Here is a 15,134-nt window from a genome sequence, read left to right as displayed (position 1 = left end):
GTACTCGTCCGTCGCCGCACGCCGCCCGCCGCCCCGGCCTCAAAGCCCGGCCTCAGGACTCGGTGGCGACCGGCCCGATACCCGCCGTCTCGGCGTTCCGCCGGGTCTTCGCCCAGCCGGTCCGGCCCCGCAGGATCCGGAGACAGCCGCGGGCGCAGACGACGAAGAGGTGGTACGCGTACAGCCAGAGCGCCAGCCCCCAGAGCAGCCCCTTGAGCCGGGAGTGGCCGGGGGCGAAGTCGCGCCGGTAGACCGGTCCCCACAGGAGGAAGGGGATGACGGAGAGGACGACGAGGGAGACGGCGAGCGGCCAGGCGGCGAGTACCGTACTGCCGCCCACGACGAGGGCCGCGGCCATCACCACGGTCACCAGCAGGGTCACCAGATGGGCGATCGGCTGGAAGAAGGTGTAGAGGGCTTCGAGTACCCCCGACGGCCGGTAGTGCCGCGAGGCGACGATCCGGCCCGTGTAACGGACGCACTGGATGTTGCCCTGGGCCCAGCGGGTGCGCTGGGCGAGGAAACGACGGGTGTGGGGCAGCGCCTCCTGGGTCACCCAGGTGTCGTGGAGATGGGTGACCCGGTGCCCGGTGAGACGCATCTGGAGACCCAGCTCGTAGTCCTCCAGCAGCGCGTCGTGCTGCCAGGGCCTGCCGCCTTCGGCGACGGCGACCCGGTCGAGCGCGGTCAGCCGGGTGAACTGCCCGTTGCCGCCCAGGCCGACCGAGCCGGTCCGGCGGCGCAGCAGCTGCATCCCGGTGTTGGAGGTGGCGAACTCCATGTCCTGCATCCGGATCAGGAGCCGGGCGTAGGCGTTGGCGAGCCGCCCCCGGTGGGCGAGGGGACGCCGGTCCTCGGCGTTCCGCATCCGGACGCCGATCTGGACACCGCCGGTATCCGGGTCGGCGAAGCCGTCCGGGCCGCTGACCCGGTCGAGCGCGTCGGGCGAGAGCCGGCCGTCGGCATCGACGACACAGACGATCACCCGGCCGCGGTCGGTGGCGGTGCCGTCGAGTTCACGGTTCAGCGCCGCGTAGGCGGCGTTGAGCGCGGCGCCCTTGCCGGTCCTGGCGTCGGGGCGGCGGCGGGAGACCAGCCGGACGTCCGGGTCCCGTTCGGCCAGATGGGCCACGATCGGGGCGGTGAGATCGTCGCTGGCGTCGTCGACGACCCGGACCCGGGCCGTGGGGAAGTCGGTACGCAGCCGGGTGACCGTGGTGGCGATGACGGCCTCCTCGTCGCGGCACGGCACGAAGAAGTGCCAGTCGAAGGCGGCGGGGTCGCCCTTCGGCGCGGGGCGGCGGCGCGCGTACGCGGTACGGGATCCGGCCCAGTAGACGAAGAAGCAGGCGAGGAGGAGGAAGGGGAAGACGTAGAAGAGATGGCTGGTGCTCACGCCGCCGCCCCGGCCGGTACGGAGCTGTGGTCTCCGGCGGTACGTCCGGCCCGCGCGGCGGTCTCGACCAGCCCGGCTATCCGCAGGGACGCGCCGCCGTCCCCGTAGGGGCTGGGCAGAGCGGCGAGCCGGCGCAGACCGTCGGCGCCCTCGGCGAGCCTGCGCCGGGCGGCGGTGGTGATGCCCGGTCCGGGCGGGGTCAGTTCGGCGAAGTCCGCCAGCGCCTCGGGTCGCTCGGTGGAGCGGCGGACCACGACCAGCGGTCGGCCGAGGACGGTGGTCTCCTCCTGGACGCCCCCGGAGTCGGAGACGATGACGGCGGCGTGGCGGGCCAGGGCGAGGAAGGTGCCGTACCCGCTCGGCGGCAGGACGGTCACCGTTTCGAGCAGCGGGTCCAGACCGGCCGCGGCGATCCGGGCGCGGGTGCGGGGGTGGAGCGGGAGGACCACGGGCAGCTCCTCGCCGAGCCGGGCCAGCTCGCCAAGGACCGCGGTGAGGGCGGCGATGTCGTCGGTGTTCTCCGGCCGGTGGACGGTGGCCAGGACGTATCCGTCGGCGGTCAGACCGTGTCCGGCCAGCAGGGCGGCCCGCTCACGCGGCGGCGGAAGGTGGTCGCGTACCGCCTCGACGACGGTATTGCCGGTGACCTCGATCCGCTCCGGCGCGATCCCCTCGGCCAGCAGCAGCTCCCGGTTCCCGGGGGTGGGCGCGCAGAGGACGTCGGCCAGCCGGTCGATCATGACGCGGTTGTGCTCCTCGGGCATCGCCCGGTCGTGGCTGCGCAGCCCGGCCTCGACATGGAGCAGGGGCAGCTCACGGGCGTTGGCGGCCAGGGCGCCCGACAGGGCCGCGTTGGTGTCGCCCTGGACGACGACGGCGAGCGGCGGCGCGGCCTCGAAGTTCGTGTCGAGCGCCGCCAGGGCGGCTCCGACCTGGACGGCACGCGACCGGCCGCCGACACCGGGGAGGAACTCCGGCTCGGGCAAACGCAGTTCGTCGAGGAATCCGCCGGACAGCTCCGGGTCGTAGTGCTGGCCGGTGTGGAGGATCCGGGCGGCGGGGCCCAGCAGCCGGATCAGTTCGGCGAGTTTGACCAGTTCGGGGCGGGTGCCGAGGACGACGGCGACACTGCGGGAAGGGAGCGTGCTCATGGCATACAACACTAAGGAGCGCGATGACCAGGTTTTGCAGTTAAAGGCTGGGCAAAGCGTATTTGATAGATATGTCTCACGTATTGCCCGATTTGCCATGGATCGCCATGCGACAGACCGCATAGGACCGCTTACTTACCCGGTCATCGCGTCACCCCGCCGCCCCTCCGCGATCACCCCTCCCCCGTCACCCCTCCGCCTCCGTCACCCCTCCGCGATCGCCACCGCCGACGCCACACCCGCGTCATGACTGAGGGAGATATGCCAGGAACGCACCCCAAGCGCCGTCGCGCGCGCCGCCACCGTGCCGTAGACCTCCAGCCGGGGCCGCCCGTCGGACTCGACGCAGATCTCCGCGTCCGTCCACTGGAGACCCGGCGGAGCACCCAGCGCCTTCGCCACCGCCTCCTTCGCGGCGAACCTGGCCGCGAGGGACGCGTACCCCCGCCGCTCACCGCTGGGCAGCAGCAGCTCGCGTTCCAGGAAGAGCCGCCGGGCCATCGCCGGCGTACGCCGCAGCGACGCCGCGAACCGGTCGATCTCGGCGACGTCGATCCCCACCCCGATGATCATCTGTTGACTCACTACTCCACGGTCACGGACTTGGCCAGATTGCGCGGCTGGTCGACCTCGTTGCCCCGGGCCGTGGCCAGCTCACAGGCGAACACCTGCAACGGAACCGTAGCGACCAGCGGCTGGAGCAGGGTCGGGACGGCCGGGATGCGGACCAGATGATCCGCGTACGGGACCACCGCCTCGTCGCCCTCCTCCGCGATCACCACGGTCCGCGCCCCGCGCGCCCTGATCTCCTGGATATTGGAGACGATCTTCCCGTGGAGCACCGACCGGCCGCGGGGCGACGGCACCACGACGACCACCGGCAGCCCGGCTTCCACCAGGGCGATCGGGCCGTGCTTCAGCTCACCGGCGGCGAAGCCCTCGGCATGCATATAGGCCAGTTCCTTCAGCTTGAGCGCGCCCTCCAGAGCGACCGGATAGCCGACATGGCGGCCCAGGAAGAGGACGGTGTCCTGACCGGCCAGGGAGCGGGCGAGGGCGCGTACCGGCTCCGTGGTCTCCAGTACGCGGTCGAGCGCGGCCGGGATCCCGGCCAGGTCGCGGATGACCGCCCGGATCTCGTCGCCCCAGGTCGTACCGCGCGCCTGCCCCAGATAGAGGGCGACCAGATAGCAGGCGACGAGCTGGGTGAGGAACGCCTTGGTGGAGGCGACGGCGACCTCGGGACCGGCATGGGTGTAGAGCACGGCGTCCGACTCGCGCGGAATGGTGGAGCCGTTCGTATTGCAGACCGCGAGGACCTTCGCGCCCTGCTCCCGGGCGTGCCGGACCGCCATCAGGGTGTCCATGGTCTCCCCGGACTGGGAGATCGCGATCACCAGGGACCGCCGGTCGAGGATCGGGTCCCGGTAACGGAACTCGCTCGCGAGTTCGACCTCGCAGGGGATCCTGGTCCAGTGTTCGATCGCGTACTTGGCGATCAGACCCGCGTGGAACGCCGTCCCGCAGGCGACGACCACGACCTTCTCCACCGCCCGCAGCTCGGGTACCGGGATCCGGACCTCGTCCAGGGTCAGGGACCCGTCGGCGTCCACCCGGCCCAGCAGGGTGTCGGCGACGGCCCGCGGCTGCTCGGCGATCTCCTTGAGCATGAAGGAGGCGTAGCCGCCCTTCTCGGCCGCCGACACGTCCCAGTCGACGTGGTACGGGCGGACCTCGGCCGGGGCGCCGTCGAAGCCGGTGACGGTGATGCCGTCCCGGCGTACCTCCACGACCTGGTCCTGGCCCAGTTCGATCGCGGAGCGGGTGTACGCGATGAAGGCGGAGACATCGGAGGCGAGAAAGGACTCCTCCTCGCCGACCCCGACGACCAGGGGCGAGTTCCGCCGGGCGCCGACGACGGTACCGGGCTGGTCGGCATGGACCGCGACCAGGGTGAACGCGCCTTCGAGCCGCCGGCAGACGAGCCGTGTCGCATCGGCGAGATCGCCGCAGGAGGAGAAGGACTCGGCGAGGAGATGGGCGACGACCTCGGTATCGGTCTCGGAGTCCAGCCGGTGGCCGCGGTCCGCCAGCTCGGCCCGGAGGGCGGCGAAGTTCTCGATGATCCCGTTGTGGACGACGGCGACCCGGCCCGCGTTGTCGAGGTGCGGATGCGCGTTGGCGTCGGTGGGGCCGCCGTGGGTGGCCCAGCGGGTGTGCCCGATCCCGGTGGATCCGGTCGGCAGGGGCCGGTCGACCAGCGCCTTCTCCAGATTGACCAGCTTTCCGGCCTTCCGGGCGGCGGCGATGCCCCCGTCGGCGAGTACGGCGACCCCGGCGGAGTCGTAGCCGCGGTACTCCAGCCGCTTGAGGCCGGCGACCACGACGTCCAGCGCCGACTGACCTCCGACATATCCCACGATTCCGCACATATGCCGCACTGTACGGCGCCGGGGCCGTACCGCGACCACACCACCCGCCGCCCGGCGGCACGCCACCCGCCCGGCCCGCACGGACCCCACTAGCCCCCTCAGCACCGGAAGCACCGAGAACACCAGGGGCACCCCTGCCCGACCCCTGTTATCACCCCTGCCACCACCCGCGTGACGGACCCCACGGCCCGCTTCCGCCGCCCGGCACCGACAATGGGCCTGTGATCACGACGCCGCCACGGAACACCCACCGCAAGGCCGCCGACGCCACCCCGTACGTCGACCTCACCCGGGCGGAGTGGAGCGCGCTGCGCGACAAGACCCCGCTACCGCTCACCGCCGACGAGGTCGAGCGGCTGCGCGGCCTCGGGGACGTGATCGACCTGGACGAGGTACGGGACGTCTACCTGCCGCTCTCCCGGCTGCTGAACCTCTACGTCAAGGCCACCGGCGAACTCCGCGGAGCCCTGAACACCTTCCTCGGCGACACCGGCGGCGGCCAGGTCCCCCAGCGCGGCACACCCTTCGTCATAGGGGTCGCGGGCTCGGTCGCGGTCGGCAAGTCGACGGTCGCCCGGCTGCTCCAGGCCCTGCTGGCCCGCTGGCCCGAACACCCCCGGGTGGAGCGGGTCACCACCGACGGCTTCCTGCTGCCGATGAAGGAGCTGAAGGCCCGGGACCTGATGTCCCGCAAGGGGTTCCCGGAGTCGTACGACCGCCGGGCGCTGACCAGGTTCGTCGCCGACATCAAGGCGGGCAAGGACGAGGTCACCGCCCCCGTCTACTCGCATCTGATCTACGACATCGTGCCCGGCGAGCGGCTGGTGGTACGCCGTCCCGACATCCTCATCGTGGAGGGCATCAACGTCCTCCAGCCCGCCCTCCCCGGCCAGGACGGCCGGACCCGGGTCGCGCTCGCCGACTACTTCGACTTCTCGGTCTACGTCGACGCCCGCCCCGAGGACATCGAGACCTGGTATCTGAACCGGTTCCGGCAGCTCCGGGAGACCGCGTTCCGGGACCCGTCCTCGTACTTCCGCAAGTACACCGAGGTCACCGAGGAGGAGGCGATGGAGTACGCCCGCACCACCTGGCGCACCGTCAACAAGCCGAACCTCCTGCAGAACGTGGCTCCGACCCGCGGCCGTGCCACCCTGGTGGTACGCAAGGGCCCCGACCACAAGGTGCGACGGCTCTCCCTGCGCAAACTCTGACCGTCCCGGACCGTGGGGAGCCGCCCGGCGTGCTGCATCTGCGACTGATCACCCCCGCCGACCGCACGGCCGACGTCACCCGACTGCTCGAAGCCGCGGTCGGCACCGCCCACCTGGTCGTCCTGCCGGGCGCCGCCCGGGACCCGGCCGGCGATCTGGTCCTCTGCGACGTGGCCCGGGAAGCCGCCGACGAGCTGATCGCCGACCTGCGGGAACTCGGTATCGACGAGACCGGCTGCATCGCCGTCGAGAACATCGACCTCTCCGTCTCCCGCCGCGCCGACCAGGCCGAACACGAGGCCCCCGGCGAGAGCGCCGACGCGGTCCTCTGGGACCACCTGGAGGACGCCACCCACGAGGAGTCGACCCTCTCCGCCACCTATCTGGCCTTCATGTCGCTGGCCATGATGATCGCCGCCTGCGGTGTGGTCCTCGACAACGCGATCCTGATCGTCGGCGCGATGGCGGTCGGCCCCGAGTTCGGCCCCCTGGCGGGCCTCTCCACCGCCCTGATCCGCCGCGCGCCCCGCCTGGCGGCCCGCTCCCTGCTGGCCCTGCTGATCGGCTTCGCCACCGCGATGTCCGTCACCGTCGGCTTCAGCCATCTGATGACCTGGTTCGAGCTCTTCGACGCGGCGGCCCTCGAAGCCCCCCGCCCCAACACCAACTTCATCTACCAGCCCGACGAGTTCTCCTTCGTCGTCGCCATCCTCGCGGGCGTCGCGGGCACCCTCTCCCTCACCTCCGCCAAATCCGGCGCCCTCGTCGGCGTCGCCATCTCGGTCACCACGATCCCGGCGGCGGCCAACGCGGCGGTCGCCTTCTCCTTCGACGAGTACCGCCAGGCATGGGGCTCCACGGAACAGCTCCTGCTCAACCTCCTCGGCATCATGACGGCGGGCACCCTGACCCTGCTCGCCCAGAAACTCTTCTGGACCCGCCAGAAGAAGCGGGCGAAGCCCTGAGGCCGTAGCGGACCGGTCAGCTCAGCAACAGCAGCGCGTCCCAAGCGGTATGCGGGGCTGGCAGCAGCCCTTCGGCGTCGGCGAGCGCGCAGACCGCCCCCGTCGCCCCGCCGAGGAAGCCGATCCCGGCGGGCCCGCCCGGAGCATCCGCAGGGTCCGTTCCACCGCCGGGCTCACCGGGCGGCGCCGAGACCGACGGCACGGAGGCCGAAGGTTCCGGGGTCAGCAGTTCCGGGGTCAGCCGCAGAGCCCGGCGGGCCAGGCCCGTCGTACCCGCACGCCGCGCGGCCTGGAGGATTCCGGCGCTGCCGTGACAGAGTCCGGGGCCCTCGGTGTCCCAGCGCTCCTCGGGCCACCGGCCGATCGCGGCGACCGTGTCCCGACCGGCCCGGACCAGCCCGGCGTCCGACAGGGCCCGGCCCGCGTGGGCCAGAGCGGCGCCGATTCCGGCGGCACCGTAACACCAGGCGTGGCGTCGGCCGGGCGCGGCGGCGAGCCGCCGGGCGTCGGGCGGCCGTCGGAGCGCGTCACCGCTGATATGGGCGGGGCAGCCGTGGACCCGGTCGGACCAGGTCAGCAGCCAGTCGGCGGCTGTACGGACCGCTGCCGTCTGACCCGGGACGGTGTGTCCGGCTTCGGCGGCGAGGGAGAGCAGCGCGAGCGGACCGGCGATTCCGTGGGCGATACCGGTGGTCGCGGCGCCGGACGGCGGCGGGCCCCCGGCGAGGGGCAGCCGATGGTCCTCGGCGGGCAGCCACCAGCCGGGCAGGCCGCCCCCGGACGGGATGATCAAGCCGGTGAGGGTGGTCAGCGCGGCCGTCAGCCCGGGTGCGGCGGCCGTACGGCCGGCCGTACGCGCCGCGAGGAGGACCCGGCCGATTCCGGAGAGCCCCTTGACCGTGTCGTACACCCCCCAGGGCGCTCCCCGGCCCCCGGCGTCCAGCCGTCTTCGCTGATGGCGGGCGAGCCCTTCGGCCCGGGCCGTGAGCCACCTCGTCGCCGGGCCGAGGGCGGCCGGTTCGCGGCGCAGATATGCCCCGCCGACGACGACGGACGCGGCCAGCGCCCCCGGCCCGCTGTGGATCCCGTCCGGCGCCCGGCCCCGCAGCAGCCGGGCCGCGGTCTCCCAGTGGTGTTCCGCCCGGCGGGCGAGGCCCGGGTCCCCGGCCGACAGGGTCGCCAGCAGTACGGCCGTACCGGGCAGGCCGTGGCTGAGGGTGGCGGCCCGGCCGGGGCCGAGATCCGCGACGAGCCGGTCCGCGTCGGCCACGGCGCGGACGGTCCGCTCGACCTGGCGAACGGCGTCAGCCATGGGCGTACAGCAGATCGGTCGCCAGGGATCTGACGATCCGTTCCCGTCCCGGGTCGGTGCCCACCAGCCGGTTGCAGCTGAGGTGGACGAGATCGGACGCGCAGCGTGCGGCGATCTCGGGGATGGGCAGGACATCGCCGTAGGCGACGAGCGCGCCGCTCCGGGCCGCCCACGCCCCGGCGATCCGGGACGGCACCCGGTAATTCCGTACGGCCGGGCGGAGCCGGTCCCGTTCGCGGCGTTCCGCGCGGGTGAGCGGGGAGCCGCGGAGGGCCCGGCGAACGGCCTCGCGTACGGCTCCGGCAGCTGTCCCGGCACCGGATCCGGGGGCGGCGACGGCCAGGGCGATCGCCGCGGCCCCGGCGGCGGCGATCGGTATCCGGTGGTCCGCCGCGCCTTCGGGCGGGTCGGTCGCCAGCAGGGCGAGCGCCAGGGCGCTGTCGGCGGCGAAGACGTCCTCCGCGGCGTCGACGGCGCCGGGTCCGCCGTAGCGCGCGGTCTCCCGGACGTACGGCTCGTGGTGCAGATGCCCGGCGCTGAGCCCTTGGTCGACCAGGTCGGTGCTCCAGGAGACGAGGTCGTCCCGGATCTCCCGGAGCGTGCCGGGGGTCGCGCGGTAGCGCAGCCGCAGCTGGTCCCCGAGGGCCGGGGTCCGGTACCGGAGCCAGTACATCCGCGCGGTGGCGGGGGCCGCGGGCAGCCGCCGCAGGGCCGCGTCCTGGTGCCGGGCGGGGACGGCGAGGGCGGCCGAAAGCCACTCCGATCCCGGCGGCCTGAGGTCGTCCCGGCGCGGCCGTACGGCGATCCGCGGATCGAGGCTCGCGGGCGCGGCGGGCGCCGACCGGTGGAGCGGGATCACGAGTTCCAGGAGGTGACGGCCGCCGCCGGGTCCGGTGACGGGAGGTTCCCCGGCGCCGGTCCCGAAGCTCTCCGCCAGCGCGCGGGCCCCGCGCAGCACGGCCCGGCGCAGAATCTCCCGGTGCGTCGGGTCGGCGGTCCGCAGGGGGAGCCGCCGGTCGGACTCCTCGGCGACGACCTCGCCGGGCAGCGGCGGTCGTACGGCGGAGAGCCAGTCGGCGAACCGGCCGTGCCAGGCCGCCCGACGGGCCGCGGCGGCGATCAGTTCGTCGGGGAGCAGCCAGCGCCGGGGCGCGAGAACGGTTCCCCGGAAGGTGACCCGGGGCGTGTACGGAAACACTTCGGCCCGCCCCCAGGACCAGGTGTGCCAGGGGCGCTCGGCGGCATGGCCCAGCAGATGGAGCAGCCGGGCGGGCGCGGGCAGCAGTTCGCGGGTGATCCGGCTGAACAGTACGGGCAGGACCGGCCGCCCCAGTGCGGTGGACCACAGCAGCGGACGTCCTCCGCCGCCGGGAACGATCACCAGGTCGCGGGGGTGGAGGTCGCCGTCCCGGGGTGGCACGCCGAGGGGGATCCGGTAGGGCGCGAAACCGGTCTCCACGGCGAGCCCCGCGGTCTCCGCCGTGGCGGGCACGGAGACGATCTCCGCGACCACCGGAGCGTCCCCGGTCCCGTTTCCGGCGACCGGGCCGGGCGCCGGACCGGGCAGGAGGGCGGCGAACCGTCCGGCCGCCGATCCCGCGGTCTGGGCGGAGTGGCGGCCGACGACGAGCCGGAAGGAGCCGGCCGCCGAGGCCAGGACCTGGACGTGGATCTCGGCGGTACGCGGCGGCTCGCCGTCGCCCGGAACCGCCAGATCCCGGATCCTCGCCTCGGTCAGCTCCACATCGGCCCATCCGTCGGCGCACGCCTCCGCGAGCAGGCGGGCGAGGACCCGCTCGCGCCGTTCACCGGAGTCCGAGCGCGCGGCCAGCGCGTCGGCTGGCCCGGGTGGGCCGATGCCCGCCACCGGGTCGACGGCCTCCAGCAGCGGTACGGCCCGCTGGTACCCGTAGACGCCGGTGAACCGGGCCCACCAGTCGCCCAGCGGGGGCGGCCGGTCGCCGACGCGCCACAGCGCCTCCGCGGCCTCGGCCGCTCTGCGGCCGATATCGGCGGGCAGCCGGAGCCCGGCGTCGGCCACGGTGTCCACGGCGAACGGCCGGTCGACGAAGTGGAGCCGGTCGGCCAGCCGCCGGGCGGCGAGCAGCAGCGCCGTCCGGCGGGCGGCGCCGGGCGGGTGGCGGTCGGCGTGCGCCAGGGCGCGACTCAGCCGGACGAGGGCCGGGCGGGGGCCCGCGGTGTAGGGGACCCTCGCCAGCAGCCGGGCGAGCGGGTCGTCACGAGGATCCCGGGGCAGAAAATCGGTGAGCAGCAGTCCGGTACGGATCATCCGGAGGACGGCTTCCCGGGCGGCGCCCGGGTCGGCGCCGGGGTAGCGGGCCGTGATCGCCTCGATCACGGCGCCGCCGGGGGCGCCGTCGGCACAGTGGGCGAGCAGCCACCGGGACAGGTCCGTCGCCCGGACGCTCCCGAGCCGCCCCCGGCCGGGCGCCGGGTACTCGGCCTCGAACCGTTCACCGCGGCGCACCGCCAGATTGTTGGTGGTGAGCTCCAGCCGGTCGAGCACCTCCGGTTCGTCCAGCAGCCGGTCGGCGCAGCGCCGGAGCCAGAGCGGAGCCGGGGTGCTCACCGGCCGGTGGTCCGTACCGAGCCGGAGCAGCGACGGGCCGTCGGCCAGTACGACGGGGGCGACCGCGCACCACACGCCATGCGGGGTGGTCCGGGTCCGGGCCCTGATCGCGTAGGCGGTACGGGTGATGGCGGCCCGGTCCGACCCGGCCGCGTCCGCCGTCGCCCGGGAGGCCAGCAGCAGCCCCTCCGCGAAGAGCCCCGCCGGGTCGGGCGGGCCGCCTTCGGCCGCCGTCAGCGGCACCCGGCCCATGGCCACCGGACCGAACCCGAACACTCCCATCAAACCCCCCTGGCACCAAGGTTCCGGGGCGGTACAGCCCTTGGGCCGTACCGCCCCGGTCTACCGCCGGTTCGTCATCGGGTCACCGGGCGCCGGGGAACAGGCACCCCGTGGTCGGGCCCTGCGGCGGGGACGGGCCGCAGCCGTCGCCGGTGGTGTCGCCGTCCGCGTCGTCGCCGTCGGTCTCGGCGAAGCCGTCCCGGATCAGCGTCAGATCGACGTGGGCCGCGTCGAGCCGAAAGACCTCCGCCAGCTCTGCCGACAGCGTCGAATCCGTGCTCATCTCGGTCAACCTCCTTCCTGCGTCGTCGAAGGTGGTGGCTCACCCGGACCCGGCCGGTCCGGGGGTCTCGTCGGGCTGTCCGGTCACGCCCTCACGGCCAGGCCAGCACCATGGCCGGGCCCGGGCGGTCCAGGAGGCGGCAGACGCGGGCGGCGCACTCGGGCCCGCCCCGCGGGAAGATCCGCAGGACGGGCCCGGGTCCGTCTCGGTGATCGCGGTCCCAGATCCGTAATTGGTGGGCGAACTCCACCGCCGTGGAGGCGTCGCCGCCGTACCGGACGACGCCGTACTCGAAGCGGGAAGCCCCCGGGTCGGCCGGACGCATCGTCAGATGGGCCAGCCCGGTGCCGTCCCAGGTCGCGGGCGAGCCGCCGGGCAGCGCCCGGACTCCGGCCGGGGCCGTTCCGGTCGTATGCAGCCGCCCGAAGACGTCCAGCACGGTCGCCAGCCACAGATCGACGACGGGCCGGGTGCCCTCGGTGACCCCGACGGTCACCCCCGTCCACACCTCGTGCCGCTCACCCACCAGGGCTGTCGTGAGAGCGTCCGCGTCGGGCGGAGGGCCACCGTCCCATCGCAGCCGCACTCCTTCGCCCAGCGGGGTGGTCGCCATCGGATCGAGGGCGGCCGGGCCGCGCATCCGGACGAATCCGCACAGGTCCCAGCCGTCGCCGACCCAGTGGTCGCCCGCCCGGACGAAGGTCAGCAGCCGCCCGAGGCCCCGAAGCCTGAGCGGGACCACCAGTCGGCCGTCGGCCGTCAACTGCTCCAGCCATGCCAGGGCGATCGAGGTGGCCTGGACGGTGACGACGGTCCGGTCGTACGGCCCGCCGTCCGGCACCGCCAGGGTGCCGTCACCGGTCAGCAGCCGGACCTCGTCGACTCCGGCGGACCGCAGCGCCGACTCCGCCCGGTCGATCACTTCGGGATCGATGTCCAGGCTGGTCACCTCGCCCTTCTCCCCGACGATGCGGGAGAGCAGGGCCGCGTTGTAGCCGCCGGAGCCGATCTCCAGCACCCGGTCGCCGGGGGCCGCGTCAAGACGTTCCAGCATGGTGGCCACCAGCCAGGGGGCGGAGACGGAGCTGAGCGGGGTGCCGTCCGGGGCGCGCTTGGTGAAGACAGCGTCGTCGCGGTACGCCTCCTTCAGCGGTATCCCGGGGACGAACAGATGCCGCGGTACCGCGGCGAAGGCGTCCGCCACCTCCGGAGTGGTGATCCTGCCGCTCTTCCGTAACTCCTCGACCAGGCCCGCATGCAGTTCCGCGGCCGTCGACCCGATACCCAACACTCCTCCAACACCCTTGGAAGCAGGGCGAGTTATCCCATCCTGACATTCCGTTAGCGCCGGGTCGAGGAGCGGCGCGCCGAATCCCCCGGACGCGCGAAGGCCCGGCGGGCGCCGACGCCCCCGGGCACCCGCCCCGACCTCCCGGGACGGCTCCGGCACGACCCGGACCGCACGGACGGCGCCCCGAGAATCGAAGAGAAATTCGACTCGCTGATCGGTGAGGTTCCTCGCGCGGGCGCGGCGGGGATCGTCGTCGTCCGATGTGCCGTACTCCGGCTCGGCGATCGAGGAGGGGACCGTGATATCCCCCGCTCGCGTACAGTTCGCGGACATCCCGTCCGAGGAGGGACAGTCACGATGGACGCCGGACCGGACCGCGGCGCGCGGCTGGGCGCGTACGAGAAGGTCGCCGGGTGGCTCGCGGCGGTCGGGGAGCGGCGGCTCGGGGAGGTGCTGGCGGGGGTTGTGCCGCTGGGGGCGGGGATCGGGGGTGCCGCGGGGGTGCTGGACGTCGGCGGGACGGCCGTCTTCGTCAAGCGCGTACCCCTCACCGCCGACGAGCTGGCGCCGGAACACCGGTACTCGACCGCCGATGTGTTCGGGCTGCCCGCGTACTGCCATTACGGGGTCGGGATGCCCGGCAGTCCGGGGTTCGGGGCGTGGCGGGAGCTGGCCGCGCACCGGATGGCCACCGACCGGGTGCTGGCCGGGGACCATGACGGCTTTCCGCTGCTCTACCACTGGCGGGTAGTGCCGGGGGATCCCGCGCCGCTGCCCGGTGAACTCGCCGATGTCGAAAGGGCCGTGGCGTACTGGGGCGGCGGGGCCGGGATCCGGCGGCGGATCGAGGGGCTGCGGGGTTCCCCCGCGAGTCTCGTACTGTTCCTGAAGCGGCTGCCGGGGACCCTGCACGACTGGCTGTCCGAGCGGATCGCGGCCGGTCCGGGCGCGGCGGACGCCGCCGTACGGTCCGTGGAAGAGCGACTGACCGCCGGGGTACGGGCCATGAACGAGCTGGGGCTGCTGCACTTCGACGGCCACTTCGGCAATGTCCTCACCGACGGCCGGCGGCTGTACTTCACCGACTTCGGGCTCGCCCTCTCCACCGGCTTCGACCTCTCCCCCGCCGAACGCGACTTCGCCGCCCGGCACCGCGACCACGACCCGGCGTACGCCCTGAGCTATCTGGTGAACTGGCTGATCACCGCCGTCTACGGATACCGGCGGCCGGAGCGCGAGGCCCTGATCCGGGCCTGTGCCGACGGGGCCGTACCACCGCCGGGGCCCGAGGCCGCCCGGTCCGCGATCGTCCGGCACGCGCGGGTCGCGGCCGTCGTCACCGAGTTCCACGGCAGGCTGACGGACGAGAGCCGGGAGACCCCGTACCCGGCCGAGGAGATCGGCCGGGCGCTCCGGGCCCCCTGAGCCGGGCAGGGGCCGGGACCGGACCGAGGCCGGGCAGGGGCCGGACCAGGGCCGGGCCGCTGAGCCGGACCGGGGCCGGACCGGAAACCGGTTCGACGGCCGTCGCCCCGCTGTCCGATCATGCACGCATGGCCCTGAGAGAGACCCTTGCCCGTGTCGACGCCGACCTCGCCGCCGGGCGGATACCGATGGCCCGGCAGCGGCTGCGCGGACTGGTGTCGTCCTACCCCGGCGATCCGGTGCCGCGGCGACGGCTGGCCGAGGTCTACCGGCTCTACGGGGACCCGGCCGAGGCGGGCCGCTGGATGTATCTCGAAGCGGACCGCGACCCCGAGGAGACCGCCGCGTTCGAAGCGCGCTACCACAGCGCGGTCCGGCGGATGCGGGCACTCGGCTGGCGCGGACCCGAGTCGGACACCCACTCCGAGTTCGCCTGGGAACAGCTCACGGCCGTCCGGGCGGCCTGCTCCGACGCGGTCGGGCGGGACGTCGACTGGGAATCCGTCCGGGAACTGGACGAGGACGACGAGTGCGACGAGTCCCAAGAAGCGCCGCGGACCTGGAAGGACACGGCCGCCGACATCGTCATGGGGCTCGGCTGCCTGGCGGGCGCCGCCGCGGCGGTGATGTTCATGGTGCTCGGCTTCATCTCCGTACTCTGACCGCCCCGGACACACCCGTGCCCCCCGGCGGACCGGGGGTAACCCCGGGGGCAACGGGCGGGCCCCGGGCAGATCGGGAGAGGACAAGTCTTGACTACACTCAAACAAGTAGTGATCGGCGATGGGGGCTT

At 73.7% G+C, this 15,134-nt stretch carries 12 protein-coding genes; 4 read left to right on the top strand and 8 right to left on the bottom strand.

What is annotated here, in order from left to right; genetic code table 11:
* Window positions 1-52: 52 nt before the first annotated feature.
* The 4 genes from AB0G74_RS22525 to glmS form a co-directional block, all read right to left on the bottom strand.
* On the bottom strand, window positions 53-1,396 hold the full coding sequence (locus AB0G74_RS22525; RefSeq protein ID WP_361148978.1) for a glycosyltransferase: 1,344 nt from the start codon (window positions 1,394-1,396) through the stop codon (window positions 53-55).
* The gene (gene wecB, locus AB0G74_RS22520; protein ID WP_361148975.1) at window positions 1,393-2,547 is read right to left on the bottom strand and encodes a UDP-N-acetylglucosamine 2-epimerase (non-hydrolyzing); all 1,155 of its coding nucleotides are present in this window, start codon (window positions 2,545-2,547) and stop codon (window positions 1,393-1,395) included. The genes AB0G74_RS22525 and wecB overlap by 4 nt, the downstream gene beginning before the upstream one ends.
* Before the next feature lie 204 nt (window positions 2,548-2,751).
* Entirely contained in the window at window positions 2,752-3,120 is a 369-nt protein-coding gene (locus AB0G74_RS22515) for a holo-ACP synthase (protein ID WP_361149096.1), read from the bottom strand.
* Between the two features lie 11 nt (window positions 3,121-3,131).
* Entirely contained in the window at window positions 3,132-4,979 is a 1,848-nt protein-coding gene (gene glmS, locus AB0G74_RS22510; protein ID WP_361148972.1) for a glutamine--fructose-6-phosphate transaminase (isomerizing), read from the bottom strand.
* 221 nt (window positions 4,980-5,200) lie between these two features.
* Between glmS and coaA the strand changes: the two genes are divergently transcribed.
* The gene (gene coaA, locus AB0G74_RS22505; protein WP_358823857.1) at window positions 5,201-6,193 is read left to right on the top strand and encodes a type I pantothenate kinase; all 993 of its coding nucleotides are present in this window, start codon (window positions 5,201-5,203) and stop codon (window positions 6,191-6,193) included.
* Window positions 6,194-6,222: 29 nt separating this feature from the next.
* Window positions 6,223-7,158, top strand: a complete 936-nt coding sequence (locus tag AB0G74_RS22500) for a DUF389 domain-containing protein (protein ID WP_361148968.1) — start codon at window positions 6,223-6,225, stop codon at window positions 7,156-7,158.
* 16 nt (window positions 7,159-7,174) lie between these two features.
* Here AB0G74_RS22500 and AB0G74_RS22495 read toward each other — a convergent pair whose 3' ends face one another.
* The 4 genes from AB0G74_RS22495 to fxlM all read right to left on the bottom strand — a co-directional run bounded on the left by AB0G74_RS22495 (window position 7,175) and on the right by fxlM (window position 12,913).
* A complete protein-coding gene (locus AB0G74_RS22495; RefSeq protein WP_361148966.1) occupies window positions 7,175-8,470 on the bottom strand; it encodes a lanthionine synthetase LanC family protein in 1,296 nt (431 codons plus the stop codon).
* Window positions 8,463-11,342 (bottom strand): lantibiotic dehydratase, encoded by a 2,880-nt coding sequence (locus AB0G74_RS22490; RefSeq protein WP_361148963.1) that lies wholly within the window; start codon window positions 11,340-11,342, stop codon window positions 8,463-8,465. Before AB0G74_RS22490 ends, AB0G74_RS22495 begins: the two co-directional genes overlap by 8 nt.
* Window positions 11,343-11,424: 82 nt before the next feature.
* The gene (locus AB0G74_RS22485) at window positions 11,425-11,625 is read right to left on the bottom strand and encodes a hypothetical protein (RefSeq protein WP_361148960.1); all 201 of its coding nucleotides are present in this window, start codon (window positions 11,623-11,625) and stop codon (window positions 11,425-11,427) included.
* Between the two features lie 91 nt (window positions 11,626-11,716).
* Window positions 11,717-12,913 (bottom strand): methyltransferase, FxLD system, encoded by a 1,197-nt coding sequence (gene fxlM / locus AB0G74_RS22480; RefSeq protein WP_361148957.1) that lies wholly within the window; start codon window positions 12,911-12,913, stop codon window positions 11,717-11,719.
* A 360-nt stretch (window positions 12,914-13,273) separates the two neighbouring features.
* On the opposite strand from fxlM, the gene AB0G74_RS22475 reads away from it, so the two are divergent.
* The gene (locus AB0G74_RS22475) at window positions 13,274-14,341 is read left to right on the top strand and encodes a protein kinase family protein (protein WP_361148953.1); all 1,068 of its coding nucleotides are present in this window, start codon (window positions 13,274-13,276) and stop codon (window positions 14,339-14,341) included.
* Window positions 14,342-14,469: 128 nt separating this feature from the next.
* Window positions 14,470-15,003: a DUF6584 family protein gene (locus AB0G74_RS22470; protein ID WP_361148951.1), complete on the top strand. Its 534-nt coding sequence runs from the start codon at window positions 14,470-14,472 to the stop codon at window positions 15,001-15,003.
* Window positions 15,004-15,134 lie beyond the last annotated feature (131 nt).

The sequence above is a fragment of the Streptomyces sp. NPDC020875 genome, assembly GCF_040641415.1.
Lineage (GTDB): Bacteria > Actinomycetota > Actinomycetes > Streptomycetales > Streptomycetaceae > Streptomyces.
Note: the sequence above shows the minus strand (reverse complement) of the source record. Positions and strands in the feature narration are given on the sequence as shown.